Below are 25,784 nucleotides of genomic sequence, written 5' to 3'. Positions count from 1 at the left end.
GCGTGCCGGTGCGCACTCGTCCTCCGGCGGTCCGTCCCCCGTACAAGTCCATGCATGCGCTCCCCGAGACGCCCGGCGCGACACCGCCTCACCGTCGGCCTCCTCACGGCCGCCCTGCTCGCCCCGTGCGCGGTCCCCGTCGCGCATGCCGACGTGCCGGAGTGGCGGCCGGGCTTCAGCGACGACTTCGACATCGACGTGCCGCGCGGCGCCTTCTCGGACTGCGACCACCACACGGACACGCCGCAGGCGTACTGCGACGGTCTGACCGGCGACATGCGCGACGACTGGTGGGCCTACCCCGAGGGCTGGCCGGACACGGCGACGCAGCGCGGCCTGCCGGTCGGCGGTCGGTACGACCCGGACACCACGCTGTCCGTCTCCCACGGCAAGCTCCACATCCGCCTGTGGCGCGGGCTCACCGGCGGGGTGCACAGCGCCACCCTCGTACCGAAGAAGCTGATGGGGCGGCAGTACGGGTGGTACGAGGAGCGCTGGCGCGTCGCCCACGTCTCCCCCGGTTACAAGAGCGCCCATCTGCTCTGGCCGGTCGTGCGCGACGGATGCAGCGAGATCGACTTCCCCGAGCTCGAATGGGACTCGACGGTCTCCGGGTTCGTCCACCCCTCCACGTGCGGGCGGCAGTTCACGGTCGACACGGGGGAACCCTGGACGCGCTGGCACACCACGGTCATCGAGTGGCGCCCCGGGGACCTGCGCTTCCACCTCGACGGCGAACTGGTCGGCCACACCACGGAGGGCGTTCCGGCCAGGCCCATGACCTGGGACATCCAGAACGAGTCCGCCCTCAACGGCGAACAGGCAGCGCCCGGTTCGTGGGCGCAGCTCGACATCGACTACGTGCGGGGCGGGGCCTGGTAGCCGCGGGGGGCGGCGGTGCGTGCCAGGATGGCCCGTATGACTGCCGTACGCGCCGTTCGTGTCCTGGCCGCGGGGATCTCCCTGGCCGCCGCGCTGTCCCTCTCGGCGTGCGGCACCGAGAAGGCCGGTGAGGAGCGGGTGGCCGGTGCGGCGGCCCGTTCCGGTTCCGCGCCGGCGACTGTTCCCACCGACTGGCCCTACCGCGTCGACGCCAAGTCCCCGTCGCCGTCCCCGTCGCCGTCCCCGTCGCCGTCCGCGTCCCTGACGCCCACCTGCCCGGCCTCCGGTGTCCTGCTGACCACCGATCACGGGGACGGCGCGATGGGCCTGCGCACCCAGACAGTGACGCTCGTCAACTGCGGCGGCCGTGCCCAGCGGCTCAACGGCTACCCGGCCGTGCGGCTCCTGGACAAGGAGGGCCGCCCGCTGGAGCTGGAGACCGACGAGGGCGGGCAGTCGGTCGCCGGCGGGGTCAAGGACCCCGGGCCGAGGCCGGTCACCGTCGAGCCGGGCGGCTCGGCCCGCTTCACCCTGGTGTGGCGCAACACCTACGACGACACCAGCCGTCCTGCGGCGGTCGGCGTCGCCGCGGCGGTCACACCGGCCCCCGGCGCCGCCGAACAGCGCGTCACCTCGCCCGCCCCGTTCGACCTCGGTTCCACCGGGCGGCTCGGCGTCACCGCCTGGGAACAGTCGTCCGACGGCTGAGCGGCCGGGGCGCGGCTGAGAGGGGCTCGCCGGTCCTCAGCCCGCGCCCTCGGCGGCGTGCGGGCTGAGGGTCCCCGCTCCCACGAGGGCGAACAGCAGCAGCCCCAGCAGGATCCGGTAGACCACGAACGGCATGAAGCTCCGCTGGGAAATGAAGCGCATGAACCACGCGATCACCGCGTAGCCGACGACGAAGGCGACGACCGTGGCGAAGAGGGTCGGCCCCCACGCCGTGTGTCCGTCGCCCGCGTCCTTGAGCTCGAAGACGCCGGAGGCGAGGACGGCGGGGACGGCCAGCAGGAACGAGTAGCGGGCCGCGGATTCGCGGGTGTAGCCCAGCAGGAGGCCGCCGCTGATGGTCGCTCCGGAGCGGGAGACGCCGGGGACGAGGGCCATCGCCTGGCAGATGCCGAAGATCAGACCGTCCTTGACGTTCAGGTCCTCCAGTTCCTTGCGCCGCGCGGCCGCCCGGTGCCGGCCGCCGCTCTCGTCGCGGGCCGCCCGCCGGTCGGCGTAACCGAGGACGAGGCCCATGACCACGAGCGTGGTGGCGATCAGCCGCAGATCGCGGAACGGGCCCTCGATGGCGTCCTTGAGCACGAGCCCCAGCACGCCGATCGGGATCGATCCGACGATCACCAGCCAGCCCGTACGGGCGTCGGCGTCGTGGCGGATCCGGCTCCGGTCGGACAGGGAGCGGAACCAGGCGGAGACGATGCGCGCGATGTCCCTGCGGAAGTAGAGGAGGACGGCGGCCTCGGTGCCGATCTGGGTGATGGCGGTGAACGCCGCGCCCGGGTCCCGCCAGTCCGCGAAGGCGGCGGTCAGACGGAGATGGGCGCTGGAGGAGATCGGCAGGAATTCCGTCAGCCCCTGGACGAGTCCGAGGACAAATGATTCGAACCAAGACATGAGGCCAGTGCCATCCCAGTGACGTTCGCGGACGCGTCCCGGCGGGTGCGGCAGGCCGGGCGCCGGTCGACAGCGATCATCCACCGGGTGGGCGGCGGCCTGGCGTCCGTGGGGTGAACGCTGCCTGAAGTCAGGGCCGTTCGGGGAGGCCCGCCGCTACCCTTGGCGGCCGCGCGGGTTCACGCCTGGCCGGTGTCGAAGCGGCTGACCTTGCCGTCGGAGACGGTGAACCGCCACCTGGTCCGCATCTCGCCCCAGGTGTCGTTGCGGTAGCTGGCGACGAGCGTCCGCCCGTCGTCGGACTCGGACTCCACGTCCATGTGACCGCCGGAGGAGAAGATCTCCTTGTCGGCCCAGGTGCCGAGCTCCCGGTCCGATCCGTCGTCGCTCATCGTGGCGCCATCGGCCAGCGCGGCCCGGAACGCCGCCTGGTCGTTGGCGTTGATGGCCTTGACCAGGGCGCGTACGGCCGCGTCGGACAGGTCGTCGTCGGGGATCACCGCGAGGCTCCTTCCGGAGGGTGGGACATCACGCTAGACACATGATGTCCCCGCCGCCACTCGGGCCGGCCCGTCCATCGGCCATGTGGCGGGTGCGCGTGCGGTCGGCTCACACCGCCGGCTCACACCAGGAGATTGACCTGGTGGTGGGAGTGGTTGCCGATGTCGAGCTCACGGAAGCCGACCCGCTGGGCGCTGGTGCTGCTGGTGTTGATGCACCAGCTGAAGGCGGTGGGCGGCACGGCGGTGGAGTACGGGCCGGCCCACACCGTGCCGTCGACGGCCACCGCGTAGAAGTACCAGTAACGGTTGACGGCCGCGAGGTTGCCGCCGTAGGGGACCTTGCAGGCGCCCGGTTCGATGTTCCACCAGCCGGACTTGAGCCAGTCGCCGCCGTCGGGGCAGTTCGGGTAGTGGCGCATGATCGCTACGGAGACGGTGGCGTGGTACCGGTTGCAGAAGCGCAGCATCGGCCCTCCGTCAGTTCTCGGAGGGCTGGAGGCGGGGACCGCCGCCGGGTGCGGACGATCGGTCCTCGGAGGCCACCAGGAAGCCCGGCCGGTGCCGGACGACACCCTCCGACTCCTCCGCCTCCTCGGCCTCGCCGGCGGTGACGCGCGGAATGTCCGCCACGCTCGCCGCCCGGAGCACCTGCGGATCCATGCCGGCGCGGGCGTCCGCGCCCTCGTCGTCGTCCTCGATGCGGCCTGCGGCCATGGCAGCCTCTCCTCGCTCGTCGCCCACGTGCGGTGCGTGAACACTGAACGTAGCCACGGGGCCGCGTGTGGTGAAGGGCGTGCGGTGGCATCCCCTCGCGCGATGCGCGAGCGCCGGAGCCCGCGCCCACGAACTCCCCGGCGCTCACGACCGGCGTGTGAGTCCCGTGGGGCAGGCGGCGCTGAATGGGGTGAGCGGTTCGGCCGACCGGCACGCGCGCGGCGGGCCGATCATCCTGCCCAGGCCGTCGGAGTCGCGCGGCGAAGAGGCCGCGATGCCTCCTCGTCTACGGGCGTGACGACGGCAGCGTCCGGCCCCGCTTGCGCCAGGCCACCACGACCGCCGCCAGTCCCGTGAGCCCGATGAAGGCCATGGCGGCGAGGAACGCCGGCGACGTCGGGGTCGACGCGTGACTGCCCGCGATCACGTACGCGGCCGTGTTGGGCGCACTGCCGAGCCCGGTCGCCAGCAGGAAGGGGGTCCAGCCCATCCGGGACACGGCGGCGCAGTAGTTCGCGGCCGCGAAGGGCACCCCGGGAAACAGCCGGATCGCCATCATCGAGCGGAACCCGTGCCGGCTGAGCTGCCGGTCGGCGGCCGTGAGCCACCGCCCGCGCAGCAGCGGCCGCAGCGCGTCCTGCCCCAGCAGCCGGCCCAGCCCGAAGGCGATGCCCGAGCCGAGCACGGTGCCCACCACGGCCGCCGCGGTGCCGAACGGGGCGCCGAAGAGCGCGCCCGCCGCGAGGTTCAGGATCGGGCGCGGTACGAACGCCGCGGTGCACAGCCCGTAAGCGGCCGCGAACAGCACCAGCGCCGTGCCGCCCGACAACTGCGGCGGCCAGCCGCCCGCCAGCAGCCGCTCCGGCCGGAACGCCAGCACCGTCGCGGCGGCGCCGGCGAGCAGCGCGACCAGCAGGCCCAGGCGGAACCACGGGGAGAGCGGCCAGCGCGAGCGGCGCTCGGCGAGGCCGGGGGACGGCACGGCGGATTCGAGCATCGATGGAGCGTAACCGAAGAGGGTGTACGGCGAGCGTGGAGTCCGCGAGCCGATACGGAACCAGGACGTTCCGGCGTCCCCTGTTCGCCCGCCGGACACCGGGCTCCCCACGGGTGACCAACCGGTGACACAGAGGGCACCTCCATCCCGCTGACCTCGTCTGTTCCGGTCATCGGACAGGCAGGGCTTAATCAGGTGCCACCGACCGGGGGGCGACCTAGGGTGCCTCTATGGATGAGCGGTGGGAAGGGGCACTCGAACGGGCTGACCAGCTGGCGTTGTTCGTGGCTGCCGAGCGGCGGGCGAGGCTCGCGCTGAGGCAAGGTCAGCTGGAGAAGGTGCTCACCGCCCTGCAGCTCAGGATGGTGATCCAGCAGATGGCACAGATGTGGTTGGACGGGTTCGCGGTCGGCACGGCCCACCGGGCCGGGGGCGAGCGGCTCTAGGGTGTGTTGTCCCGGCGGATCTTCGGCCGCGGGCCGTCTTTGCCGCCTGCGGCGGCGAGCGCCCTGCGGGCGTGTCCTCAATCTCCCCCAGCTACCGCTGGGGGTGCCCCCAACGGGCTTGATTCGGCCGGGCTCAGCCCCCTTCAGCCCGTCCGGCGCTTGAGGACAGCGCCGCGCAGCGGTGGTGCGGACGAAACGGCCCGCAGTCGCCCGCTCACATGATCCGCCGGACACGGCGTAGCAGGCACGGGACGGTCACCGCCCGGGATCGGCACAATAGGGGAGTGGAAGAACCGATACCCGTGATGCGGGACGTGGACTCGGGCACCGCCAAGCTGCTGCCCGACGTGGACCGGGCGCGGGCCTGGCTGCTCACCGTCGACGGCTCACCCCAGTCGTACGTCGACCTGGACGACCCCACCCACCTCGAATTCGAGTACGCCCGGCGGATCGCCCACGTCCTCGACGCCGCCGCGCCGCCCCATCGCGCCCTGGACGTGCTGCACCTGGGCGGCGGTGCCCTGACCCTGCCCCGGTACGTGGCGGCCACCCGCCCCGGGTCCCGCCAGCGGGTCGTCGAGGCGGACCGCGGGCTGCTCGGCCTGGTCGCCGAGCACCTGCCGCTGCCCGCCGGGTCCTGGATCGAGGTACGGGCGGCGGACGCGCGTGCCGAACTGGAGGCCGCGCCCGACGCCTCCGCCGACGTGATCGTCGCGGACGTCTTCGGCGGCGCGCGCGTGCCCGCGCACCTCACTTCGCTGGAGTACGCCCGCCACTGTGCGCGCGTCCTGCGCCGCGACGGCCGCTACGCGGCCAACCTCGCCGACGGCGCGCCCTTCGCCTTCCTCCGCTCGCAGGTGGCCAACTTCGCGAGCGTCTTCCCGCACGTGTGCCTGATCGCCGAACCGTCGATGCTGCGCGGGCGTCGCTTCGGCAACGCCGTCCTCGTCGCCTCGCACAGCGAACTGCCGGTGATCGCGCTCGCCCGCCGCGCCGCCGGTGACGCCTTCCCGGCGCGGGTGGAGCACGGGGAGGCGCTGGAGCGGTTCGCGGCCGGGGCCGAGCCCGTGGGGGACGCGGAGGCGGTGGGGTCGCCGGAGCCGCCGGGCGGGGCGTTCAGCGTGGGCTGACGCCGCCCGGCGGGCAGCCGGGGGGAGCCGGTCAGGAGTCCTTGAGCGGCCTGAGCGAGCTCATGATCTTCTTGATGACGTCGTCGGAGACCTCGTCCTCGGTGCCCGTGGCGCTGTAGAGACACCACGTGGCCAGGTCGCCCTGGGTGTCCTTGTACGTCACGGTGAAGGCCTTGCCGCTGGAGGCACACCGGCGCTTGGCGCTGATACCGGTGACCGTCGCCGAGGAGGAGGTTCCGGTCAGGCCGTAGTCGCTCTTGAACGGCTTGCCCTTGGAATAGTTGAACTTCCCCGTCTTCTTCTGGTCGAAGGCGTAGAACACCCAGTTCAGCGCCTCGTTCTCGGCGGCGTCGGCCTCGCTCTTGGCGCCCTGGGCACCCTTGGTGCCGGCGGCGACGGGATTGGTGTCCTTCTCGCAGCGGTCCTCGTTGAAGAACGCCACACCGGACATGCTGATGCCCTTGGGCGCGAGGGACTTGTCGCCCTCCTCCGTGATGCCGAAGCTCATGCCCGGCGAGGCCACCTTCCACTCCGGCGGGACGTCGAAGGCGTTGTGGCGCTTGTTGTTGGTGACGACCTTCCAGCCGGCGATCACCGGCTTGATCTCCTCGCCGCCGCGCGGATTGTCGAGAGGCTCCTGGGACCCGCCGGCCGAGGGAGTGGCCGAAGCGGGAGCCGACGCGGAGGCCGACGCCTTCGGGTCGGTCTTCGCCACGTTCTGCTTGTCGTCGTCCTTCAGCACGACGACCCCGGTGACCACGGCCGCCGCGACCACCGCGACGGCGGCACCGATCGCGATCACCGTGGTGCGCCTGCGGTTGTCACGCGGCGGCTCAGGGGCGCCGGGCGGTGCCGCGGCCGGCCACTGGGGGACGGTCGAGCCGGGCTGTCCGGCCTGCTGGTACGGGTTCTGCTGCGGCCCGTAGCCGGGCGGCGCGTACCCCGGCTGCTGGTACGGGTTCGGCTGCTGGAACCCCGGCTGAGGCCCGGGCTGAGGCCCCGGCGTCTGGTACGGGTTCTGGTCGTGCGGGTTCTGCTCGCCCCCGGGCGGCTGCTGTCCTGGCCACATGGCCGATAACCATAGAGGCAGTAGATGACATCGGTGACTGGCGGCCCCTTCCACCACTTGCTACCGGCTGGTAACTTCCTGGTATGTCTGAGAACCAGCCCTCGATCGGCGACATGCTCGTGGCCACCGTGCCCATGGCCCGTACGCTCAACCTCGTCTTCGGCGAGGTCACCGCGCAGCGCGCCGTCGTCAGCCTGCCCGACCAGCCCGACTACCACAATCACGTCGGGGGCCCGCACGCCGGCGCGATGTTCACCCTCGCCGAGTCCGCGAGCGGGGCGATCGTCCTGGCCGCCTTCGGCGACCAGCTCTCCCGCGCGGTGCCGCTGGCCGTCCGCGCCGAGATCGGCTACAAGAAGCTCGCCAAGGGCCCCGTCACCGCCACCGCCGAGCTGGGCCGCCCCGCCGCCGAGATCGTCGCGGAGCTCGACGCCGGAGAGCGCCCGGAGTTCCCGGTGCGCATCGCGATCACGCGCGAGGACGGCGCCGTGACGGGCGAGATGACCGTGGTCTGGACGCTGCGTCCGAACAGCTGAGGCATCCCCGACCGGGCGGACTCACAACAAAAGGGTCTCGGCCGCAACCCACGCCCCCCGGAGTGAGTCCTTACCTCCAGTAGGCTTCCCGGCGTGCGCGCGCCTCACGGCGCACGCCGGGCACAGGTCGTCAACCGGGGAGGAACCGGCGTTGCACATCCAGGAGTGGCTCGAAACCGTACCGGCGATCGCCGTCTACCTCCTGGTGGGCGGGGTCATCGGGCTGGAGAGCCTGGGCATCCCGCTCCCCGGCGAGATCGTCCTTGTCAGTGCCACCCTGATGGCCGCCACACAGGACCACATCAATCCGTACGTCCTGGGGGCGTGCGCCGTGGCCGGCGCGATCATCGGTGACTCGATCGGCTATCTGATCGGCCGCAAGGGCGGCAAGCCGCTCCTGGAGTGGCTCGGCCGCAAGTTCCCCAAGCATTTCGGGCCGCACCACGTGGCCACCGCCGAGCGGTCCTTCAAGAAGTGGGGCATGTGGGCGGTCTTCGTCGGTCGCTTCATCGCCCTGCTGCGGATCTTCGCGGGTCCGCTGGCGGGCGTGCTGAAGATGCCGTACTGGAAGTTCCTCATCGCCAACGTCCTCGGTGGCATCGTCTGGGCCGGCGGCACGGTCGCGGTGATCTACAGCGTCGGCAAGGTCGCCGAGAAGTGGCTGAAGCAGTTCTCCTACCTCGGCCTCGTCGCCGCCGTGCTCTTCGGCCTCGGCTCGTTCGTCGTCATGCGGATCAAGGCCAAGAAGGCCGAGGCGGCGAACTCCGCCGCGTCCCCGGCCGAGCCTGAGGCCGCCGCCGTCGCGGAGTGACGACGGACGTCCCGCACGGATGAGGGCCCGACGGCGATGCGCCGTCGGGCCCTCATCCGTGTACGGGCCGGGGCCTCCGGGATCCGCGACGCGCCGGGGATCCCTCCGGGAGGCCGGAAATGGCTCCTCGGGTCCGCTCGGCGGTCCGGGTCCTTCCCCGGCCCTTCCCATCTGCCGGTCACCCCTCCATCCTCGGGCCCCAGGCACCTTCCGGAAGGGGAGACGGATGAACAGACGCGGCAGAACGGTGGCGGTGGGAGCCCTCGCGCTCGTGGCTGGCGGAGCGTTCATCACCTCAGGGGCGTCGGCCGCGCCCACGGCAGGCACGGGGACCACAGCGGCCACGACCTACTGGGCCAAGGTCACCGCCGGCGGATCCCTCGTGGCCGGCTCGGGCATCACCGGCGTGTACAAGTTCGGCAACGGCCGCTACAACCTGTACACGAACTTCAACGCGAGCAACTGCGCGCTGACCGGCACCCTGAACACGAACGGCGGCTCGGACCCCGGCCCCGGCACCTCGTCGATCCTGGTCGGTGCGGTGAGTTCCAGCACCTTGTTCGTCCGCACGGCGACACCGTCGAGCCAGAGCGTCGACGACGACCGCCCGTTCTCCTTGGTGATCGCCTGCTGACGCCCCCCGGGCCGGCGCCGACGCGGCCGCGGTCCCGGCTGTGCTCGCGGGACGATGGCGATGCTCGTGATCCGGGCCGGTGCCACGTTCGGGAATGGCTCCCTTCGGTGATCACCTTCGGTGCTGGTGGCCGCTTGTTTCGACAGCCGGACGTCTTCCGCGCGCCAATGCGAGGACATCCGCCAGGCGCTCGTTGCGTTCGGTGATCATCCGGGCGGCGCGCAGCAGCAGATCGGTGCACTGTCCCGGGCACGGTGCGCCAGGAACAGGTAGTGCCGGAAGGGGCGTTGGAGAATAGGCGAGCAGAGCGAGATCTCGTGCGTAAAGGCGCTCTACTGTCTGGATCACGCGCCGTGAAAGCTGGGCGAGCGGCAGGGGAATGGGGGTGGCGTTCTCGCGCGGAGGCGTCAAGGGTTCCGTCCAGCCCTGTCGCTTGAGGTGGTCTCCCAGCAGGTCCACGGTGTTCTGAAGTTCCTCGACCTTGCCGATATGGCGGTACGGAAAGGCGTCGGGCCGCAAGAGGGTGGTCTGGGGCCGCCAGTGCGAGTTGCCGTCGAGCAGGCCGGTCTCGTGCTGCAGGGCGTCGACGAAGGACTCGAAATCCTCCACGACTTCGTCGAGCCGGTGGGGTATGCGCGGGAACCAGGGACGGGCGGCGTAGCGCCGGGCGTAGTACGGCTCGCGCAGCAGGAGTTTGGACTGCCAGGCTGACCACAGACGCGCAAGCGGATGCCGGGTGACGCAGAAGACGAACCATCCCGGGTCGTCCCTGATCTGCCGCCACTCAGGTTCGGTCAGCTGCCGGAGCGTACGGGTGTGCTGCCAGCAGCTGAAGTCGTGGATCGCCAGCGCCCTGGTCACTTCGGGCGCGAGGGAGGCCCGGAACGCCTCGCGGGGTTCCCGCTGCAGCTCGGCGAACATCGACAACAGGCTGGTGCACGCCGCTTTCGGGGTGACCACGTACAGGACCTTCCAGCGCGGCAGCATGATCCCGCGTGTCGTGGGCAGCGCGGAAAGGTGCTCCTGCCCTGGCGGCTCGCCGGTCCCGGCCGTACTCATACCGCCACTCCGTACACCCCCGGCATCATGCACCTCGGTCCCACCTCGCTGCTCTCCCATCACGCGAGATCGCGTTGTCAGGCCCCCACCTCGCGGTGGGCCTTCGCCAGGTCCAGGTACATCGTGGCGTTGTGCCTGATGTGCTCACGCTCCTCGGCGGTCAGTTCCCGGCGGATCTTCGCGGGCACTCCGGCGACCAAGGAGCCCGGCGGCACCCGCATGCCCTGGGGGACCAGGGCCTGGGCGGCGATCAGTGATCCGGCTCCGATCGTGGCGCCGTTGAGGACGGTCGCGCCCATGCCGATCAGTACGTCGTCCCCGACCGTGCAGCCGTGCAGCACGGCGTTGTGGCCGACGGTCACCCGCTCGCCGACGGTCACGGGGAATCCCGGGTCCACGTGCACCGTGCAGTTGTCCTGGATGTTGCTGTCCGCGCCGAGGCTGATCGGCCCGCAGTCGGCCCGCAGCACGGCGTGGTACCAGACACTGGCGCCCGCGGCCATCGTGACCTCGCCGATCACGACCGACGTCGGCGCGGTGAACGCCGAGGGATCGATGTCCGGCTCCTTGCCGCCGACACCCGAAATCAACGCCCGTCCCGTCACCGCTGTCTCCTCACTGTTCTCCCGCCCCCGCTTCTCCCGGCACCGTAGGCGATGGCGGGCTCAGACGCCGTCCAGGGTCAGGCTGAGGCGGACCAGGTCGGCGAGCGTGGGGGCCGGGCGTTTGGCGCGGATGCGGCGGGTGTAGGTGCCCACGGTGTGCACGCTGATGCCCAGGCGCGTGGCGATCTGGTGGTACGTCAGGCCGGCGCCGATGTGGGCCAGGACCTCACGCTCACGGGGCGACAGGCTCGGTGGCTCGCTCTGGACGCTGTGGCCGGGCATGTTCTCTCCACGTGGTATGGCGGGTCAGCCGGCACGCGGCGCTCCGGCGACGGCCCGGTGGAGCCGTGCGCGAAGCACTACGCCGCGTGACACACAAGGGGATCTAACCACGAACGCGGTGAAATGCAAGCAAAAAGTGGTGCCCCCCACTTTTCCCCGCCCAACTCCCCGGAGGTGAACGCCCGGCCGGTTGTCAAGTCCCCAACTCGCGTGGCTCCAGGAGGGCTTCGAACCGGACGAGTGTGGGAGCGACCTCCGCCGACCGCGGCGGCATCCGGAGGCCGACTGGAGGGGAACGCGCGTGGGGCACTTCCGCCTGCTCGTCATGGGCAACGGGATCTCGGCGTACGGCAGCTACCTCAACATGGTGGCGCTCAACGTCTTCATCTACCACGTGACGGGAAGCGCCCTCACCGCCGGGCTCTTCATGGCCGTACGCCTGATCACCAGCGTCGCCTCGGGGTTCGTCAGCGGCCGCCTCGTCACGCGTTACGACCGCAAGCGGCTCATGGTGGGCGCCGACCTCACCCAGGCCGCGGCACTGCTGGTGCTGCTGCTCGTGCCCGCCGGCGGGCGGGTCGCGCTGCTCTTCGCGCTGGCCGTGGTGACCGGCGCCTGCTCGACCCTGTCCACGGTGGCGCTGCGCAGCAGCGTCCCGGAGATCGTCGGGCCCGAGCACCGGGCCCGGGCCAACGGCCTGCTGGTGACGGGCCGGTCCCTGGCGATGATCGCCGGATTCGCCTCCTCCGGAGTGGTCGTGGCACAGCTCGGCTACACCACGGCCTTCGCCCTCGACGCCGCGTCCTTCGTGGTCTCGGCGACGGTCCTCTTCCTGCTGCCCGTCCGCACCCGGGCGGTGGCGGGGGAGGAGGAGCGGGAGGAGGCGGCCGACGGCACCGCCCGGTGGGGCACCCGGGCGCTGCTGCGGACGGCGCCCCTGCTGGCGCTGATGATCGCCGTACGGGCCGCCGACGGGCTGGGGTCCTCCTCCCACAACGTCGCCCTGCCCATCTACTCCGACGGCCTGGACCCCGCCCACCCGGCCACGTTCATCAGCCAGTTCTGGACGACCTGGGCGTTCGGCAACATCGTCGCGCAGCAGGTGTGCGGCCGCTTCATGGCCAAGGGCGGACGGAGTCCGGGGGAGCGGGCGTTCGCGCTCGGTTCCTGCGTGATGTCCGCGGCGTTCATCCTCGTCTTCGCCGGTCTGCCCACCGCCGCGGCCGTCGTCGTCGCGCTGATCGCCGGGATGGCCGACGGCTTCACGGAGATCGTGTACGTCACGCGGCTCCAGGCCGTCCCCGACGAGCGGCGCGGCCGCCTCTTCGGGTTGTCCGCGTCCGCCGAGAACGCCGGCTTCGGCCTGGGCATGATCGTCAGCGCGGCCCTGCTCGACCACTTCGCCCCCCTGCCGGTGGTGGCCGTCTTCCACGGCATCGCCATCGCCCTGTGCCTGGCCCTCCTCGTCCTGCTGTTCCGGCGCGGCACCGCGACGGCACGGCGGGGCGGCGAACGGGCCGACGGGGCGCCCGCGCCGGGCAGGGACCTCCCCACGGCGGAAGGACACAGCGCGTGAGCCCGACCCACGACCCGGCCGTCGCCGTCATCGGCATGGCCTTCCGCTTCCCCGGGGCCGACACCCCCGAGGACTTCTGGCACGTGATCCACGCCGGCGAGGACCGCGTCACCCGCTTCACCGACGAGGAGCTGGCCGCCGCCGGCATCCCGGAGGAGGCCTACGGCGCGCCCGACTTCGTCGGAGCGGCCGGCGTGCTGGACGACATCGCCGGGTTCGACGCCCGGCACTTCGGGATGAGCGCCCGCGAGGCACAGCTCACCGACCCCCAGCACCGGATGTTCCTGGAGTGCGCCCAGCACGCCCTGGAGGACGCCGGCTATCCCGGGGAGCGCGACGGCACCCGGGTGGGCGTCTACGCCACCACCGGCTACCACCTGTACTCCATGCAGCACTACCTCCTCAACAACGTCCTCACCGGAGCGCCCGCCGACGACTGGCTCTCCCGGATGCAGATCATGGTCGGCAACTACACCGACTTCACCGCCACCCGCGTCTCCTACCGGCTGGGCCTGACCGGACCGGCCGTCAGCGTCCAGACCGGCTGCTCCAGTTCCCTCGTCGCCGTACAGACGGCCGCGCAGTCCCTGCTCCTCGGCGACTGCGACATCGCCCTCGCCGGCGCCACGGCCGTGCACGTACCGCGCGTCCTGGGCTACCGCCACGTGAAGGGCTCGATCCTCTCCAGGAGCGGCCACCTGCGGGCGTTCGACGCGGCCGCCGACGGCACCGTCGGCGGTACGGGCGTCGCGGCGGTCGTGCTCAAACCGCTGGGGCGCGCCCTCGCCGACGGCGACACCGTGCACGGCGTCATCCGCGGCTGGGGCGTCACCAACGACGGCGCCGGCAAACAGGCGTACGCCGCGCCCAGCGCCCGGGGGCAGCGGGCCGCGATCCGGCAGGCGCTGGACCGGGCGGGCGTCGGCGCGGAGACCATCGGCTATCTGGAGACCCACGGCACCGGCACGCTCAAGGGCGACCCCATCGAATTCGACGGCGCCACGGCCGCGTTCCGCGAGGACACCGACCGGGTCGGCTACTGCGCCATCGGATCGACGAAGGCCAACATCGGCCACCTCGACGTCGCCTCCGGGCTGGCCGGCCTCATCAAGACACTGCTGGTCCTCCAGCACGGCGTCGTACCGCCGCTGGCGAACTTCACCCGCCCCAACCCCCTGCTCGCCCTCGACGACAGCCCCTTCTACATCCCGCGCACCGCACGACCTTGGCCCGACGACGGCCACCCCCGCCGCGCGGGACTGACCTCCCTGGGCGTCGGCGGCACCAACGTCCACCTCGTCCTGGAACAGCCGCCCGCACCGGCACCCCGCCGGGGGCGGGCCGCCCCGCCGGGCGCGCTCGTGCTCTCCGGCACCGCCGAGGAAGCCCTCACCGCCAACGCCGCCGCCTTCCGCGACCACCTGCGCCGGCACCCCGGCACCGACCTCGCCGACCTCGTCACCACCGCCGCGCTCGGCCGTACCCACGGCCGGCACCGGCTCGCCGTGCGCGGTGCCACCCCCACCGCGCTCGCCGACGCCCTCGACGCCTGGCTCACGGGCACCCGCCCCACGACGGTGACGACCGGCACCGCACCGCGCGAGGGCGCCGTCGGCGTCGGCCTGATGTTCACCGGGCAGGCGGCCCCGTACCCCGGCATGGCCGCACCGCTGTACGAGCGCTTCCCCGCCGCCCGGGAGGTCCTGGACACCTGCGAGACCCACTACCGGACCCTGTACGGCGGCTCGCTCCTGGCCGGCCTGCTGGGCACCGGCGCCCGCACCCGGGACGACGCCGTCTGGCCCACCGACACCGCCCAGCCCGCCCTCTTCGCCCTCCAGTGCGCCCTCGTCCGGCTCTGGTCCGACGCCGGTGTCGCACCGGCCGCCGTCACCGGGCACAGCGTCGGCGAGTACGCGGCCCTGTACGCCGCCGGGGCACTGACGCTGGAGGACGGCCTGCGCCTCACCGCCGAGCGCGGCCGGCTGATGCGGCGGCTCTGCGCCCCGGGCGCGATGACCGCCGTCCCGCTCGACCGCGACGGCGCGCGCGCCCTGGCCGCCGGGACACCCGGCCTGGAGCTCGCCGTCACCAACGGCGCCGGCTCCCAGGTGCTCGCCGGGCCCGTCGACGCCATGGACCGCCTGCCGGCGCTGCTCGCCGAACGGGGCCTGCGGGGCGAACGCCTGCCGGTGGACCGCGCGTTCCACACCGCCTCGATGGACCCCGTCCTGGAACCGCTGCGGGCGCTGCTCGACGGCATCGCGTTCCGCCCGGTGACCGTGCCCTTCGTCAGCGGCCTCGACGGCCGCGTCCGCGCCCCCGGCTGGGTTCCGGACGCCGGCTACTGCGTACGCCAGACCCGCGAACCGGTGCGCTTCGACGAGGCGCTGCGCGGCCTCGCCGGACTGGAGGGCCTCGCCGTGCTCGTCGAGGCGGGCCCGCACACCACGCTCAGCGGCCTGGCCCGGCGGGCCCTGCCCGGGCTGCGGGCGGTCCCCACGCTGCGCCGGGGCGCCGGGCTCGAACCCCTGTGGTCGGCCGTGGCGGAGCTGTACTGCGCGGGGGCGGACATCGACTGGCGGGCGCTGGTGGCGGGCAGCGGCGGCAGGAGGATCCCGCTGCCCGGCTACCGCTTCCAGCACACGGACCACTGGACGGGGCCGGAACCCACGGCCGTCAGCACCACGACACCAGCGAGCAAGGGAGCCGCAGTGGCAACGCACGAGGCAGCAGTCGAGCGGGTCGTCCGCACCATCGTCGAACTGACCGCCCAGCACCTCGGCCATGACCCGGGGGCGATCGGCGGGGACACCTCCTTCTTCGACCTCGGCGCCGACTCGCTGCAGATGATCAGCGTGCTGCGCGAACTGGAGCAGGAGCACCGGGTCAAGGTCGCGATGCGGGAACTCTTCGAGGAGACGGGCACGCCGCGCCAGCTCGCGGAGCTCATCGTCGGGCGGATGGGATCCGTTCCCCCGCCGGCTCCGGCCGAGGCGGTGTACGAGCCGGTGGCCGCCGAGCCGGTGGCCGAGGCGGTGGGCGAGCCGGTCGCCGTCGGACTGGTGGGGGAGAGGCCGGCGGTGTACGAGCCGGTCGCCTCGCAGCCGCAGCCGCAGCCGCTGTTGGTGCCTGTGCCTGTGTCCCCGCCCCAGCCCCTGGCCGCGCCCCAGCCCCTGGCCGCGCCCGAGCCTGTGGCCGCGCCCGAGTACGCCACCCGCCGCGAACTGGAGGACCTCGCCCACAAACTCCAGCAGATATCGCAGATACAACTCCAGATGATGTCCCAGCTCTCCCAGCTGCTCGCCCTCCAGACGGCGGCCGCGACGGCCGGACTCAACGGCACCCTCACTCACAGCAACAACACCGGCAACACCAGCAACGGCAAGGTGGCCCAGTGACCGGGATCGCCGCCGCGTCCGCGGCACTCGACCAGGACCTCGCAGCCATGGTCGAACTCTCGCAGCGCATCGCACGCCAGCTCGGCACGCCGGAGGCCGCGCCTGATGGTTCGCAGGCCCCGGAGGCGCGGGAGACCTCCGGGACCCCCGGCCGGGAGGAGGAGGCTCCCGCCCCCGCCGCCCAGCAGCGCGTGCACGGCCCCCGGGTGAGCGTCGCCCGCTCCTCCGGCATGGTCCGCGACGCCTCGCCGCGCTCGCAGCAGGCCCACCTCGACGACCTCGTACGCCGCTACACGGCCAGGACCCCGGCCTCCAAGGAGATCGCCCAGCGCCACCGCCGGGTGCTGGCCGACAGCCGCGCCGTCGTCGGCTTCCGCAGCGCCACCAAGGAGATGCTCTACCCCATCGCCGGCCGCCGGGCGAGCGGCGCGTGGCTGGAGGACATCGACGGCAACCGCTATGTCGACATCACCATGGGCTTCGGCGTGCTGCTCTTCGGCCACGAACCGTCGTTCGTGAGCGAGGCGGTCCGCGAACACCTCTCCGGGGGCATCCGGCTCGGCCCCCGCGCGGTCGAGACCGGCGAAGCGGCCGAACTGCTCGCCGGGATGACCGGCATGGAGCGGGTGGCCTTCGCCAACTCCGGCACCGAGGCCAACTCCGGTGCGATCCGCCTCGCCCGCGCCGCCACCGGCCGCGACAAGGTGGTCATCTTCAACGGCGCGTACCACGGCCACGCCGACACCGTCCTCGGCCGCTCCCCGGGGCCCGCGGCCGGCCGGCCCACCGTTCCCGTCTCCAGCGGCATCCCGCACAGCGCCGTCGCCGACCTGGTGGTCCTCGACTACGGCAGCCGCGAGAGCCTGGAGGCCGTCGAACGGCTCGCGGACGAGATCGCCGTGGTCGTCATCGAGCCCGTGCAGAGCCGGCACCCCTCCCTCCAGCCGGTGGAATTCGTACGCGAACTGCGCGAACTGACGCGCCGCCACGGCATCGTGCTGATGTTCGACGAGATGCTGACCGGCTTCCGGCCCGCCCCGCGCGGCGCTCAGGAGCTCTACGGCGTCACCCCCGACCTGGCCACCTACGGCAAGCTCCTCGGCGGCGGCTTCCCGATCGGCGCCATCGCCGGCCGCGCCGACATCATGGACGGCGTCGACGGCGGCCACTGGAACTACGGCGACGACAGCTACCCGCCCGCCGACACGACCTTCTTCGGTGGTACGTACATCCAGCACCCGGTGTCGATGGTCGCGGCGCGCGCCGTCCTGACCCACCTCAAGGAGCACAGCCCCACGCTCCAGCAGCGGCTCAACGCCCGTACCGACGAACTGGCGGCCACGCTCAACGCGTTCTTCGAGGCGGAGGAGTACCCGCTGCGGATGAGCCACTTCGGCTCCCAGTTCCGCTTCGACCACCGCGCGGACATGGAACTGCTCTACCACCACCTGATGCTGCGCGGCGTCCATGTGTGGGAGTGGCGGAACTTCTTCCTCTCCACCGCGCACACCGACGGCGACCTGGAGTTCGTCGCGGAAGCCGTCAAGGACTCGCTGCGGGAGCTGCGCGGGGCGGGCTTCTTCCCGGGTGGCGGCCCGGTGCTGCGGTCGGCTGCGCGGCCGGTGGAGACCGCGCTTGCGCCTGCGCCTGCGGCGGGCGGGACGACTGCGGCTGCGGCGGGTTCTGCGTCCCAACCCTGGGCGGGTGCCACGCCTGCGCCTGCGGCGGGCACCGCGGCTGCGCCTGTGGCGGGTTCTATGTCCCAACCTGGGGCGTGCGCCACGCCCGCGCCCGCGGCAGTGTCTGGGGCGGGCTCCACGTTCCAGCCTCGGGCGTGTGTCGCGCCCACGCCCCCGCCCACGGCGAGTGCCGCGCCCGCCGTCGTCCCGGCCATGGCCCTCAATGCGACGGCGGCGCGCCCGGCTTCGGTGACACCGCCCCCGGCGGTCACCGCTTCCGGGCAGTGGCCCCCGACCATGGCGCCGGGGGCCGACGAGCCCGCTCGCCCGGTGACAGCACCCGAGCCCGAGCTGGCGGCCCGTACGGCCCGGACCACGGCGACGGCAGCGCAGCCCGTCGCGCCCGCGCCCCCCGTGGCAGCGCCGTTGCCGGTCTCGGCGACTCGTACCACCCTCCTAACCGCGGCGACAGCCACCCCCCGCTCACCCGACTTCAGCATCTACTTCTTCGGTGACTACCCCCACGACGACACCGACCGTCACGGCAAGTACGAACTCCTCATGGAGACCGCCCGCTTCGCGGACCGGCACGGGTTTCACGCGTTGTGGATGCCCGAGCGGCACTTCCACTCCTTCGGTGGTCTCTTCCCCAACCCCGCCGTGCTCGCCGCCGCGCTGTCGCGGGAGACCGAGCGGATCCGGCTCAACGCGGGCTCCGTCGTCCTGCCGCTCCATGACCCGATCCGCGTCGCGGAGGAGTGGTCCATGGTCGACAACCTCTCCGGAGGGAGGATCGGCATCGGCGTAGCCGGCGGCTGGCACGCCCACGACTTCGCGTTCTTCCCCGAGCGGTTCGGCCGCCACCGGGAGCTGATGTACGAGCAGCTGGAGGACGTCCGCAGGCTGTGGCGCGGTGACGCCCTGCGGCGGGCGACCGGCGACGGCGAGGTCGACGTACGGCTCTTCCCACGGCCCGTGCAGGACGCGCCGCCGCTGTACACGGCGGTCGTCGGCAACCCCGCCTCGTACGAACTCGCCGCCCGGCACGGCCTGGGCATCGTCACCAACCTGATGACGCAGAGCGTCGAACAGCTCCGCGACAACATCGCGCTCTACCGCCACACCCGCGCCGCGCACGGCCTGGACCCCGACACCGGCCGGGTCGCCGTCCTGCTGCACACCTACCTCGCCGCCGACCACGCCACCGCGCGCGCCGAGGCGTACGAGCCGCTCTCCCGCTATATGCGAGCGTCCCTCTCCCTCTTCGGCGGCGTCGCCAACAGCCTCGGCCACAAGGTCGACCTCACCGGTCTCAGCGAGGACGACCTGGACGCGGTGTTCCGCCGCGCCTACGACCGCTACTGCGACCAGCGCGCGCTCATCGGATCGGTCGACAGCGTCGCCCCCGTGGTCGACGCGGTGAGCGCGGCGGGCGCCGACGAGATCGTCTCCCTCGTCGACTTCGGGGTGGCCCCCGACGCCCTGCGCGCCGGCCTGACCCACGTCGACGCGCTGCGCCGCGCCCACCGCGACCGGCCCCGCCCGGCCGCCACGCTCTCGCCCGGCCAGCAGCGCATCTGGTTCCTGGAACGCATGCTCCCGGGCCGCACCGCCTACAACGAGACCAAGGCGGTCCGCCTCGACGGCCCGCTCGACGTACCCGCCCTGCGCGCGGCGCTCCGCGCGCTCGTGGCACGGCACGAGGGGCTGCGCACCGTCTTCCGGGAGGTCGACGGGGAGCCCCGTCAGGTCGTACGGGCAGCGGCGGACGCCGACTTCGAGCTGGTGGACGCCGGGGCGGACGAGGACGCCGTGCGGCGGGTCATGGACGCCGAGAGCGCCCGCCGCTTCGACCTGGAGAACGGGCCGCTGTTCGTCACCCGGCTGGTGCGGCTCGCGGCGGAGCGGCACGTGCTCGTCCTCTCCCTGCACCACATCGTCGTCGACGCCGCCTCCGCGACGATCCTGGCCCGCGACCTGTCCGCCCTCTACCGCGCCGAGCGCGACGGAACCCCGGCCGGCCTCCCCGCGCCGACGACCACCTACGCGGACTACGCACGCGAGCAGGCCGCCGGCCCGGAGAGCCCCCGGGCCGCCGAGGACCTGGACTTCTGGCTGGACGCGCTCGGTGACCCACCGCCGCCTCTGGAGCTGCCCACCGACCGCCCCCGGCCGGCCGTGATGACGTCGAACGGCCGGGCGGTCTTCCACACGCTCGACGCCGGGCTGTCCGCGCGGCTGCGCGAGCTCGGCCGCACCCACCGCTCGACGCTGTTCATGACCCTGCTCGCCGGCTACGCGGCCATGCTGCACAAGGTCACCGGGCAGGAGGACATCGTCATCGGCACACCGATGTCGAACCGGCCGCGGACGGCCGAGAACGTGCTCGGGTTCTTCGTCAACACCCTCGCCCTGCGTGTCGACCTCTCCGGCGACCCGGGGTTCGGCACCCTCCTGGAGCGCGTGCGCACCGTCGCCCTGGACGCGTACGACCACGCCGACGTGCCGTTCGAAACGGTGGTGCGCGCGCTCGCGCCGCGCCGGGCGACCGACCGGACGCCGGTCTTCCAGGTGCTCGCGGAGTTCCAGCGGGACGAACCGTTCCGCTTCGATCTGCCCGGCGTCGAGGCCACCCCGCTGGACGCCGGTCCCGACAAGGCCCTCACCGATCTCACCGTCTACTTCACCGACCAGCCGCAGGGCATCCGCTGCCATGTGGAGTACAACACCGACCTGTTCGACCCCAAGACCGTCGACGGGTTCTTCACGGCCTTCCGCGACCTCCTCGAAGCGGCCGCCGACGCGCCCACGACCCCGCTGTCCCGGCTCGCCGCGCCGGTGGCGCAGGGCGATCCCGTCCCCGCCGCCTGGCAGCGCGGACCGGTGGTCCCGGCGGAGGCCACCACCGTGCACGAACTCGTCGCCCGGCAGGCGGCGCGAGCCCCCGGCCGCACCGCGGTGATCTGCGGCGACACGACCCTGACCTACGGCGAACTGGACGCCCGCGCCGAGCGGTTGGCGGCCGTCCTCACGGAGCGGGGCGGCCCGGCCGCCGCCGACGAACCGGTCGCCCTGTGGCTGCCCCGCTCGGCCGATCTCGTCGTGGCCATGCTCGCCGCCCTGAAGTCCGGCCGCGCCTACCTGCCGCTGGACCCCTCCCTCGGCCGGCCGCGCGCCGAGGCGGTGATCGCCGAGTGCGGCGCCCGGACGCTGGTGAGCACCCGCTCCGCCGCGGCCGTCCTGACCCTGCCGGCCGGCCTGGCCGTCGTGGCTCCCGGCGACACCCCGGCCGGCAGCGCCGCCGCGGCCCCGGCCGCCACGGACGGCGAGTCCCTCTGCTACGTGATCCACACCTCCGGCAGCACCGGCGGACCCAAGGGCGTCGCCGTCACGCACCGCGGTGTCGTCGACCGGTGCCGCTGGCACCACCGGCGGTTCGCCTTCACCCCCGCCGACCGCAGCGCCGTCGTGTGCGGCCAGTCCTTCGACGCCTCGGTCCTGGAGATCTGGCCCGCGCTCACCGCCGGCGCGTCCGTCACCGTCGCCGACGACACCGTGCGCACCGACCCCAAGGCCCTGGCCCACTGGTACGCGAAGGAGGAGGTCACCTTCTCGATCCTGCCCACGGCTCTCGGCGAGGCACTGCTGGAACTCCCGCCGGCCGACCAGCCGCCCCTGCGCCACCTGCTCATGGGCGGTGACGTCCTGCGCACCCGGCCGCGCCCCGAGGCGCCGTACGAGACGGTGAACGTATACGGGCCCACCGAGACGACCGTGCTGTGCACCGTCGAGACCGTCACCCCCGGCCCCGCCGGGGAGATCGCCATCGGCCGGCCCGTCGACAACGTCCGCCTCCGCGTGCTGGACACCGCGGGCGCGGCCGTCCCGGTCGGCACGGTGGGGGAGTTGTACGTGGGCGGGCCGGGCGTGGCCCGCGGCTACCTCGGCCGGCCGCGGGCGACCGAGGAGCGCTTCGTACCGGACCCCGGCGGGGACGGGCGGATGTACCGCACGGGCGACCTGGTGCGCTGGACCGAGGACGGGAAGCTGGAGTTCCGCGGCCGGGCCGACGACCAGGTGAAGATCCGCGGCTTCCGCGTCGAGCCGGCCGAGGTCACCCGCGCGCTCAACGCCCTCGACGGTGTCCGCGCGGCCGTGGTGACGGCACTCCGCGACCGCCGGGGCGACGCGTACCTCGCGGCCTTCGTCGTACCCGCCGACCCGGTCGGCGAGCGGGCCGCCGACCGGCAGGCGTTCGCGGACCTCATGGCGGACGAGCTGGCCGCCCGGCTGCCGTCCTACCTCGTACCGCGCGCGTGGCGGGTGCTCACCGCGCTGCCGCTCACGGGCAACGGCAAGCTGGACCGCTCCGCCCTGCCGGACTGCGACCTCGTCACCGCCGACCCGGGCGGAGCCCCGAAGCGGGTGGCCGAGCCGGCCGCCGCCGGGCCCACCGCCGTCGAATCGGCCGCCGACCGGCTGCTGCGGGAGCTGTGGGCCGACCAGCTGGCCGTCGGCGCGGACGCCATCGGGCCCGACGCCTCCTTCTTCGACCTCGGCGGGCACTCGATCACCGCGATGCGGCTGATCAACCGGGTCCGGGACGCCTTCGGCACGGACTACCCGATGACGAGCTTCTACCAGGAGCCGACGCTGCGGGCGATGACGGCGCGTCTGGCCGCCGCCCTCGAGAACGACGCGGACGCGCACGACGCGGACGCGGACGACGTGGAGGACCGGGCGCCCGCCACGTCCCAGCAGACCCGCTTCATCGCCGCCCACCACGGGCACCCCCTGCCCCAAGTGCTCAACGTCGCCCTGCGGATCACGCTCACCGGCGCCCTGGACGTGCCCGCCCTGCGCACCGCGCTGACCGGGCTCGTCGCCCGCCACGACTCGCTGCGCACGCGCTACGCCGAGCAGGACGGTGCCTGGCAGCAGGAAGTGCTCCGGGCCCGCCCGGTGGACCTGCCGGTCGAGGAGGCGCCCGGCGGTGAGGCGGAACGGATCTGCGCGGAAGCCGCCAACACCCCCTTCGACCTCACCACCGGCGTCGCGCCGGTCCTGCGCCTGCTGCGCACCGGGGAGGACGCCTGGGTGCTGCTGGTCGTCCTGCACCACTCCATGTGCGACGGGTGGGCCGTCAGCGTGCTGCTCAAGGAGCTCGCCGCGCTCTACCGCGCCGCCGCCATCGGCGAGCCCGACCTCCTCCCGGCACCGCCGCGGCCGACCGCGTTCGCCCGGTGGCAGCGGGAGCGGACGCGGGGGACGGCCACCGCCACCGCGGTGGAGCACTGGGTGCGCGAACTGGAGGGCGCGGCCCTGCGGCACACCCTGCCGCTGGACCGGCCGCGCCCGCAGGTCCTGAGCGGACGCGGGGGAGCCGTCATGTTCACGGTGCCCGCGCCGGTGCGCGACGCCGTGGAGGCGCTGGCCAGGCGGCGCGGCACGACACCGTACGCGGTCACCGCCGCGGCCCTGGGCCTGCTGCTCTCCCGGAAGGCCGGCCAGCCCGAAGTCGTGCTGAGCGTGCCCTACGCCAACCGTGAGCGGCGGGAGTTCGAGCAGCTCGTCGCCTGCACCACCATGGCGTTCGTGCTGCGTGTCCGGGCCGGCGCGGCCGGGTCGTTCGGCGACCTCGTCGACCAGGTCGCACGCGCCTCGGTCCTCGGCGTCGAGCACGCCGTACCGCCGCGCGACCTCGCGCCGGTCCTGCGCGAGCGGCTGGGCGTCGACATGCCGGCGCCGCTGCCGCTCGGCTTCGCCTATCAGAACTCCCTGGAGGCGGAGATCGAGCTGCCCGGCGTGACCGCGTCCGTCGAGGACCTCGCGCCCGCGGCCAGCCGGACGGAGCTCAGCTTCGGGCTCGTACCGGCCGGCGACACGCTCGCCGGGTACGTCGAGTACGCGGCCGACCTGTGGGACCACGGCACCGTCGAGGGCTGGGTCCGCGAGTACGCCGAGCTGCTGGAGGCGGAGGTCCGGCGGGCCCTGCGCGACTGAGGGACGGGCGTCCGGGCGGCCGGGGTGGGGCGAAGATCACAGGTCCTCGCCCCGGCCCGCGCGGATCCCGCTGAGTACCGTGAACGGGTGCCGAAGAACCGGAACACGTTCTCATCCGACGCCCCCGCCGCGCTCGCGGCCTGGGGGCGTCGTGCCGCGTCGCGCGCGGTCCACCGCGGCTGGCGGTACATCCAGCGGGCCGGCGCGGTGACCGCCGACCGCCCCGGCCCGTACCGCTTCGGCCGGATCGGTGCCGGCACCCGGCTCGCCTTCCCGCTGGGCACGGTCTTCGGCGAGCGGTGGATCGAGCTCGGCGAGCACTGCATCATCGGCGAACAGGTCACCCTCACCGCCGGGATGATGCCGGACCTCGACCTCGGGCCGGACCCGGTGCTGCGCCTGGGCAACGGCGTGGTGCTCGGCCGGGGCAGCCATGTGGTCGCCTCCGCGCCGGTGACCTTCGGCAACGACGTCTTCTGCGGCCCGTACGTCTACGTCACCAGCGACAACCACTCCTACGACGACCCCGACCAGCCCATAGGCCGGCAGTGGCCGCGCAGCGCTCCCGTGACCATCGGCTCCGGGAGCTGGCTGGGCACCGGCGCGGTGATCCTGCCGGGCGCGCGGCTCGGGCGGAACGTCGTCGTCGCGGCCGGCGCGGTCGTACGCGGCGAGGTGCTCGACCACGCGGTGGTCGCCGGCGCGCCGGCCAAGGTCGTGCGGCGCTGGGAGGCCGCGACCGGCTGGGTGCCGCCGCTGCGGACGCCGACGCCGAGGCCGGTCCCCGACGGCGTCACCCACGAGCAGCTGCTCGCCGTCGCCGACCTGCCGGGAGAGCCGGGCGCCTGACGACGACGCCCGCGGCGAGCACCGGGCCTTCCCGCCTACGGCAGGCGGCTACCTCAGGAGCCATCTCCTGGTCAGCTCCATGACCTCCGCACGGCTGCGTGCGCCGTGGTCGGCGGCGACGAAGTGGTCGCCGATGCGCAGGGAGAAGGCGAGCATGCAGCGGACCTCGACGTCGTCGGGGCAGAAGGCGCCGAACAGCGAGCGCAGGTACTCCATGCGCCGGTTGTCGACGCGCCGGAGCCGCTGCGCGACGGTCTCGTCGCGCCGGGCCCAGTCGCGGATCGCGAGGTCGGCCGTGGTGCCCGTGACCGGTCCGGTGCTGGAGGAAGCGATCGCGAAGAGCCGCTCCATTAGCCTTGATCTATACGGCATCGTATAGACAGGGGCCCGCGCATGAGACTCCCCATCACCGCGCACACGTCCCGCTCCTGGCGGATCCACGAGATCGCCGGCGACTTCCGGGTCGAGGACGTGTGGGCGCTCCCGACCCCCGGCGGTCCCGACGACCTGGCGCGACTGGTGCGCCAGATGGCGAACGGGCCGGCCGCCTTCTCCCCCGTGGCGCGCGTGCTCTTCGCGGTTCGCTGGAGGCTCGGGGCGCTGCTCGGCTGGGACGAGCCCGACTCCGGCGTCGCCGCCGCCCGTGTGCCGACGCTGCGCGACCGGTTGTCGGCGGACCTCCGCGAGGGCCTCCGCGGCCCCGACTTCGGCGTGTTCACCTCCGTCTACCAGACGCACGACGAGTGGGCGGCGGAGATGGGCAACCGGACCGTGCGGGGGGTGCTGCACATCGGCTGGGTCCAGGACGGGGCCGGCGGTTACCACGGCCGGATGACCGTCCTGGTGAAGCCGAACGGGCTGCTCGGTGCCGTCTACATGGCAGGCATCAAGCCCTTCCGGTACCTGGGCGTGTATCCGGCGATGCTCCGGGCGATCGGACGCGAGTGGCAGGCGAGTGCCGCGAAGAACGGCGCATGAGGGTGGCGGT

The 25,784-nt window shown here is 73.1% G+C and carries 22 protein-coding genes; 12 read left to right on the top strand and 10 right to left on the bottom strand.

Annotated features, from left to right (window positions below; all coding sequences use genetic code 11):
• Positions 1-54: 54 nt before the first annotated feature.
• Together J7E86_RS22895 and J7E86_RS22890 are read left to right on the top strand one after the other, a co-directional pair.
• Positions 55-882, top strand: coding sequence for a glycoside hydrolase family 16 protein (locus J7E86_RS22895; RefSeq protein WP_215083660.1), 828 nt, complete (start codon positions 55-57; stop codon positions 880-882).
• A 36-nt stretch (positions 883-918) separates the two neighbouring features.
• Entirely contained in the window at positions 919-1,590 is a 672-nt protein-coding gene (locus J7E86_RS22890) for a DUF4232 domain-containing protein (RefSeq protein ID WP_215083658.1), read from the top strand.
• A 36-nt stretch (positions 1,591-1,626) separates the two neighbouring features.
• Here the strand turns inward: J7E86_RS22890 and J7E86_RS22885 are convergent, their stop codons facing one another.
• From J7E86_RS22885 to J7E86_RS22865, 5 genes are all read right to left on the bottom strand, one after another.
• Complete coding sequence (locus J7E86_RS22885) at positions 1,627-2,502, bottom strand: undecaprenyl-diphosphate phosphatase (protein WP_215083656.1); 876 nt, start codon at positions 2,500-2,502, stop codon at positions 1,627-1,629.
• Positions 2,503-2,681: 179 nt separating this feature from the next.
• On the bottom strand, positions 2,682-3,002 hold the full coding sequence (locus J7E86_RS22880; protein ID WP_215083654.1) for a nuclear transport factor 2 family protein: 321 nt from the start codon (positions 3,000-3,002) through the stop codon (positions 2,682-2,684).
• A gap of 122 nt (positions 3,003-3,124) precedes the next feature.
• Positions 3,125-3,472 (bottom strand): DUF1036 domain-containing protein, encoded by a 348-nt coding sequence (locus J7E86_RS22875; protein ID WP_215083652.1) that lies wholly within the window; start codon positions 3,470-3,472, stop codon positions 3,125-3,127.
• Between the two features lie 10 nt (positions 3,473-3,482).
• Positions 3,483-3,719 carry a hypothetical protein gene (locus tag J7E86_RS22870; RefSeq protein ID WP_215083650.1) on the bottom strand — a complete coding sequence of 79 codons (237 nt, stop codon included), beginning with the start codon at positions 3,717-3,719 and terminating at the stop codon, positions 3,483-3,485.
• A 286-nt stretch (positions 3,720-4,005) separates the two neighbouring features.
• Positions 4,006-4,716, bottom strand: coding sequence for a TVP38/TMEM64 family protein (locus tag J7E86_RS22865; protein WP_215083649.1), 711 nt, complete (start codon positions 4,714-4,716; stop codon positions 4,006-4,008).
• 230 nt (positions 4,717-4,946) lie between these two features.
• Here J7E86_RS22865 and J7E86_RS22860 point away from each other — a divergent pair, with 230 nt between their 5' ends.
• Both J7E86_RS22860 and J7E86_RS22855 read left to right on the top strand, forming a co-directional pair.
• Entirely contained in the window at positions 4,947-5,162 is a 216-nt protein-coding gene (locus J7E86_RS22860; RefSeq protein ID WP_215083648.1) for a hypothetical protein, read from the top strand.
• A 284-nt stretch (positions 5,163-5,446) separates the two neighbouring features.
• Positions 5,447-6,292, top strand: a complete 846-nt coding sequence (locus J7E86_RS22855) for a spermidine synthase (protein ID WP_215083647.1) — start codon at positions 5,447-5,449, stop codon at positions 6,290-6,292.
• Between the two features lie 31 nt (positions 6,293-6,323).
• Here J7E86_RS22855 and J7E86_RS22850 read toward each other — a convergent pair whose 3' ends face one another.
• Complete coding sequence (locus J7E86_RS22850) at positions 6,324-7,361, bottom strand: hypothetical protein (RefSeq protein WP_215083646.1); 1,038 nt, start codon at positions 7,359-7,361, stop codon at positions 6,324-6,326.
• A gap of 83 nt (positions 7,362-7,444) precedes the next feature.
• Between J7E86_RS22850 and J7E86_RS22845 the strand changes: the two genes are divergently transcribed.
• The 3 genes from J7E86_RS22845 (at position 7,445) to J7E86_RS22835 (ending at position 9,342) form a co-directional block, all read left to right on the top strand.
• On the top strand, positions 7,445-7,897 hold the full coding sequence (locus J7E86_RS22845) for a DUF4442 domain-containing protein (protein WP_215083645.1): 453 nt from the start codon (positions 7,445-7,447) through the stop codon (positions 7,895-7,897).
• Between the two features lie 151 nt (positions 7,898-8,048).
• Positions 8,049-8,708 carry a DedA family protein gene (locus tag J7E86_RS22840; protein WP_215083644.1) on the top strand — a complete coding sequence of 220 codons (660 nt, stop codon included), beginning with the start codon at positions 8,049-8,051 and terminating at the stop codon, positions 8,706-8,708.
• A gap of 226 nt (positions 8,709-8,934) precedes the next feature.
• A complete protein-coding gene (locus J7E86_RS22835) occupies positions 8,935-9,342 on the top strand; it encodes a hypothetical protein (protein ID WP_215083642.1) in 408 nt (135 codons plus the stop codon).
• A 111-nt stretch (positions 9,343-9,453) separates the two neighbouring features.
• Here the strand turns inward: J7E86_RS22835 and J7E86_RS22830 are convergent, their stop codons facing one another.
• From J7E86_RS22830 to J7E86_RS22820, 3 genes are all read right to left on the bottom strand, one after another.
• Positions 9,454-10,401, bottom strand: coding sequence for a sulfotransferase family 2 domain-containing protein (locus J7E86_RS22830; RefSeq protein WP_215083640.1), 948 nt, complete (start codon positions 10,399-10,401; stop codon positions 9,454-9,456).
• A gap of 77 nt (positions 10,402-10,478) precedes the next feature.
• Positions 10,479-11,006 (bottom strand): gamma carbonic anhydrase family protein, encoded by a 528-nt coding sequence (locus tag J7E86_RS22825; protein WP_215083638.1) that lies wholly within the window; start codon positions 11,004-11,006, stop codon positions 10,479-10,481.
• Between the two features lie 60 nt (positions 11,007-11,066).
• Positions 11,067-11,288, bottom strand: a complete 222-nt coding sequence (locus tag J7E86_RS22820; protein ID WP_215083636.1) for a response regulator transcription factor — start codon at positions 11,286-11,288, stop codon at positions 11,067-11,069.
• A gap of 301 nt (positions 11,289-11,589) precedes the next feature.
• Between J7E86_RS22820 and J7E86_RS22815 the strand changes: the two genes are divergently transcribed.
• From J7E86_RS22815 to J7E86_RS22795, 4 genes are all read left to right on the top strand, one after another.
• Positions 11,590-12,864, top strand: coding sequence for an MFS transporter (locus J7E86_RS22815; protein WP_215083634.1), 1,275 nt, complete (start codon positions 11,590-11,592; stop codon positions 12,862-12,864).
• Complete coding sequence (locus J7E86_RS22810) at positions 12,861-16,265, top strand: type I polyketide synthase (protein ID WP_215083632.1); 3,405 nt, start codon at positions 12,861-12,863, stop codon at positions 16,263-16,265. Before J7E86_RS22815 ends, J7E86_RS22810 begins: the two co-directional genes overlap by 4 nt.
• A 47-nt stretch (positions 16,266-16,312) precedes the next feature.
• A complete protein-coding gene (locus tag J7E86_RS22800; RefSeq protein ID WP_251019537.1) occupies positions 16,313-23,947 on the top strand; it encodes a MupA/Atu3671 family FMN-dependent luciferase-like monooxygenase in 7,635 nt (2,544 codons plus the stop codon).
• 87 nt (positions 23,948-24,034) lie between these two features.
• The gene (locus tag J7E86_RS22795) at positions 24,035-24,796 is read left to right on the top strand and encodes a DapH/DapD/GlmU-related protein (RefSeq protein ID WP_215083630.1); all 762 of its coding nucleotides are present in this window, start codon (positions 24,035-24,037) and stop codon (positions 24,794-24,796) included.
• Between the two features lie 48 nt (positions 24,797-24,844).
• Here the strand turns inward: J7E86_RS22795 and J7E86_RS22790 are convergent, their stop codons facing one another.
• Positions 24,845-25,147 (bottom strand): hypothetical protein, encoded by a 303-nt coding sequence (locus tag J7E86_RS22790; protein WP_374223847.1) that lies wholly within the window; start codon positions 25,145-25,147, stop codon positions 24,845-24,847.
• A gap of 42 nt (positions 25,148-25,189) precedes the next feature.
• Here J7E86_RS22790 and J7E86_RS22785 point away from each other — a divergent pair, with 42 nt between their 5' ends.
• On the top strand, positions 25,190-25,774 hold the full coding sequence (locus tag J7E86_RS22785; protein WP_215083628.1) for a DUF2867 domain-containing protein: 585 nt from the start codon (positions 25,190-25,192) through the stop codon (positions 25,772-25,774).
• The last annotated feature ends 10 nt before the right edge of the window (positions 25,775-25,784 follow it).

It is taken from the genome of Streptomyces sp. ISL-11, assembly GCF_018614525.1.
Taxonomy (GTDB): Bacteria; Actinomycetota; Actinomycetes; order Streptomycetales; family Streptomycetaceae; genus Streptomyces.
This window is presented reverse-complemented; position numbering and strand designations above follow the sequence as displayed.

Coding starts and splice junctions, on each gene's coding strand:
- J7E86_RS22865 (WP_215083649.1), bottom strand. CDS start 4,716: ATGCTCGAATCCGCCGTGCCGTCCCCCGGCCTCGCCGAGCGCCGCTCG.
- J7E86_RS22860 (WP_215083648.1), top strand. CDS start 4,947: ATGGATGAGCGGTGGGAAGGGGCACTCGAACGGGCTGACCAGCTGGCG.
- J7E86_RS22845 (WP_215083645.1), top strand. CDS start 7,445: ATGTCTGAGAACCAGCCCTCGATCGGCGACATGCTCGTGGCCACCGTG.
- J7E86_RS22885 (WP_215083656.1), bottom strand. CDS start 2,502: ATGTCTTGGTTCGAATCATTTGTCCTCGGACTCGTCCAGGGGCTGACG.
- J7E86_RS22835 (WP_215083642.1), top strand. CDS start 8,935: ATGAACAGACGCGGCAGAACGGTGGCGGTGGGAGCCCTCGCGCTCGTG.
- J7E86_RS22820 (WP_215083636.1), bottom strand. CDS start 11,288: ATGCCCGGCCACAGCGTCCAGAGCGAGCCACCGAGCCTGTCGCCCCGT.
- J7E86_RS22890 (WP_215083658.1), top strand. CDS start 919: ATGACTGCCGTACGCGCCGTTCGTGTCCTGGCCGCGGGGATCTCCCTG.
- J7E86_RS22875 (WP_215083652.1), bottom strand. CDS start 3,472: ATGCTGCGCTTCTGCAACCGGTACCACGCCACCGTCTCCGTAGCGATC.
- J7E86_RS22895 (WP_215083660.1), top strand. CDS start 55: ATGCGCTCCCCGAGACGCCCGGCGCGACACCGCCTCACCGTCGGCCTC.
- J7E86_RS22850 (WP_215083646.1), bottom strand. CDS start 7,361: ATGTGGCCAGGACAGCAGCCGCCCGGGGGCGAGCAGAACCCGCACGAC.
- J7E86_RS22790 (WP_374223847.1), bottom strand. CDS start 25,147: ATGGAGCGGCTCTTCGCGATCGCTTCCTCCAGCACCGGACCGGTCACG.
- J7E86_RS22785 (WP_215083628.1), top strand. CDS start 25,190: ATGAGACTCCCCATCACCGCGCACACGTCCCGCTCCTGGCGGATCCAC.
- J7E86_RS22800 (WP_251019537.1), top strand. CDS start 16,313: ATGGTCGAACTCTCGCAGCGCATCGCACGCCAGCTCGGCACGCCGGAG.
- J7E86_RS22870 (WP_215083650.1), bottom strand. CDS start 3,719: ATGGCCGCAGGCCGCATCGAGGACGACGACGAGGGCGCGGACGCCCGC.
- J7E86_RS22830 (WP_215083640.1), bottom strand. CDS start 10,401: ATGAGTACGGCCGGGACCGGCGAGCCGCCAGGGCAGGAGCACCTTTCC.